This window comes from Duncaniella sp. (genome assembly GCF_029054785.1).
Classification (GTDB): Bacteria; Bacteroidota; Bacteroidia; order Bacteroidales; family Muribaculaceae; genus Duncaniella.
This window is the reverse complement of sequence record NZ_JAIDEN010000163.1, coordinates 1-2,152: the sequence shown is the minus strand read 5'-3', so window position 1 is coordinate 2,152 and position 2,152 is coordinate 1. Positions and strand designations below refer to the sequence as shown.

Sequence of the window (2,152 nt, the reverse complement as noted above, 5' to 3'; positions counted from 1 at the left end):
GCTCCTTCAATTCAGAGCCATATTCACCTCAAAACTTTCGCTCAGATTTTAACTATTGTTGTTAAACAACCTCTTAATCTTGCATTTCAGCTTAAGTCCTCTTAACGATCATCCGAAGCCAACCCTCAGGGCTGCAAAAATGTTATAACAGTGTCAACGTTTCAGTTACACTGTTATATTTTTTTGCACCAATGGATTCCACAAAGCCTCGGATTGTTGTGCTCGGCGGCGGTTTTGCCGGGCTGAATTTCGTAAAGCGCATCGACAAAGACAAATTTGAAGTCACGCTTGTCGACCGCCACAACTATCACTCCTTCCCACCGCTGTTCTATCAGGTCGCCTCTTCGGAAATCGACCCTACAAGCATCTGCTTCCCCTTCAGAAGAGAACTCGCCAGACAATCGGCCAAAGGAGTGACGTTCCACTTGGGAAGCGCACGGACAGTTGACACGGTCCGCCGCTGTATCATCACCGATCACGAAACCATCCCCTACGACAAACTCGTGATAGCCTTCGGAACGACAAACAATTTTTTCGGCAATGAAAGTCTTAAAGACGAGGTCTACACGCTGAAATCAAACGATCAGGCCATACGCATACGCAACGAGATCCTCTACCGCTGCGAGCTTGCGGCGATTGAGCCTGACAGAGAGAAGCGCCGCCGGATGCTCACATTCGTAGTAATCGGCGGGGGTCCTGCCGGAGTAGAGATGGCCGGGGCCATAGGAGAACTGAAACGATACATCCTGAAGCGCGACTACCCCTCCATACCCCCTGAGGATATGACAGTAGCTCTCTATGAGGGACGTGACAAACTGCTCGCCGCCATGAGCCAAAAATCATCTGACGACGCTTTCCGCGACCTGAAATCACTGCTCGTAGACATCCATCTCGGACGTCAGATGAAAAGCTACACCGACAACATTGTTACTTTTGACGACGGAACCACCATCTACTCCGAAATGGTCATCTGGACAGCGGGAGTGACCGGACGCCCGCTTGAATTCACCGGAACCGACTACCGGGCAGCCCGCGGAGGACGCTATCCGACTGATCCCTGCTGCCGTGTGCTTGGCCTGGACGACGTTTTCGCCATCGGAGATGTCAATCTCATGACCTTGCCGAAATATCCCCACGGACTGCCGCAGCTCGCCCAGGTCGCAATCCAGCAAGGCCGCTTTCTCGCCGAAAACTTCAACCGAGACCGGTGGGACAAAGAGTTCTCCTACAAGGACAAAGGCTCAATGGCCACCATCGGGCGAAACCGTGCGGTGGTCGACATGGACCGGCTCCATCTTGACGGATTCATCGCATGGCTTGCATGGATGTTCATCCATCTTGTCTCACTGCTTGGAATGCGCAATAAAATCAGTGTGCTGATCAGCTGGTTCTGGGCCTATTTCAGCTACAACACTGCACTCCGTTTGCTGCTGTCCGGCTCAAAATACCCCAAACGTGGGCGGATGTGGGACAAAGGTTAGGAAATCTCGCATTTTTATTGTAATTTTGTAGATTGAGAGTACAGTGTGGATTCCGGTCGCGGATTTTCAGCCGTGCTCACGGAAATTGTAAAAAATTATCAATTCAAAACCGACAAAACTGTTACAATAAAAATGTCGATAGATAGCATTATCGCTTTGGCCGTCAGCAATGCGGTTAAAAACCTTTATGGCGTTGAAACGCCCGCAGAAAACATCGTGCCTCAGGCAACCCGCAAAGAGTTTGAAGGCAACATGACAGTCGTGGTCTTTCCTTGGGTTAAAGCAGCCCGCAAATCGCCCGAAGCAGTGGGCCAGGAGATCGGCGAATGGCTCCAGGCCAACGAACCTGCGGTCGAGAAATTCAATGTCGTGAAAGGCTTCCTGAATATAACTGTCGCCCCGCAATTCTGGAATTCAGTCCTCAGCCATATCGCCGGGACTCCGGATTTCGGTCTGACAGCTGCCGATGAAAACTCTCCGCTGGTAATGGTGGAATATTCGTCGCCCAACACCAACAAACCGCTTCATCTTGGCCATGTCCGCAACAACCTGCTCGGCTTCAGCCTTGCAGAGATACTGAAAGCCTGTGGCAACCGCGTCATCAAGACCAACATAGTCAATGCCCGCGGCCTCCACATCTGCAAATCTATGCTCGCATGTAAAAAATGGTG

At 51.1% G+C, this 2,152-nt stretch carries 2 protein-coding genes; both read left to right on the top strand.

Features of this window, described 5'->3' with window-relative positions:
* Positions 1-191 precede the first annotated feature (191 nt).
* The gene (locus tag K2H17_RS09985) at positions 192-1,481 is read left to right on the top strand and encodes an NAD(P)/FAD-dependent oxidoreductase (RefSeq protein WP_300134318.1); all 1,290 of its coding nucleotides are present in this window, start codon (positions 192-194) and stop codon (positions 1,479-1,481) included.
* A 132-nt stretch (positions 1,482-1,613) separates the two neighbouring features.
* The coding region (argS, locus tag K2H17_RS09980) for an arginine--tRNA ligase (RefSeq protein WP_300134315.1) at positions 1,614-2,152 on the top strand (539 nt) is incomplete at its 3' end.

Excerpts from the sequence above, each read along its gene's own strand:
- K2H17_RS09985 (WP_300134318.1), top strand. The coding sequence starts at position 192 with ATGGATTCCACAAAGCCTCGGATTGTTGTGCTCGGCGGCGGTTTTGCC.